Origin of the sequence: Halomonas sp. AOP7-B1-5 (assembly GCF_052353045.1) — a bacterium.
GTDB lineage: Bacteria > Pseudomonadota > Gammaproteobacteria > Pseudomonadales > Halomonadaceae > Vreelandella > Vreelandella colorata.
The window spans coordinates 1-267 of the sequence record NZ_JBQTDC010000143.1; the positions used below are offsets into that span (position 1 = coordinate 1).

The 267-nt window shown below is 56.6% G+C and carries 1 protein-coding gene; it reads left to right on the top strand.

All coding sequences use genetic code 11. The features are described from left to right. A partial coding sequence (locus ACT3XD_RS19775) for a transposase (protein WP_444280720.1) occupies positions 1–267 on the top strand: 267 nt, incomplete at both ends.

Consider the following 267-nt stretch of genomic DNA (forward strand, 5'->3'; position numbering starts at 1 on the left):
ACGTTCCGCTTCCAGTATCAAGCCCGCTCCTGGAAATACCCACGCTGGGTGGTGGCCCGCCTAGAAGAAGGTGAGTTAGGCTCTAATCCCCGGTTTATCATCAGCTCTCGTTACGATGACGGCTTCAAGCTTTACTACGAGCAGTACTGTGCCCGGGGTGACATGGAGAACCGGATCAAGGATCAACAACTGAGCCTGTTTGCTGACCGGACCTCCAGCACGCACTGGTGGGCCAATCAGTGGCGGCTGATCTTGTCGGGCTTCGCT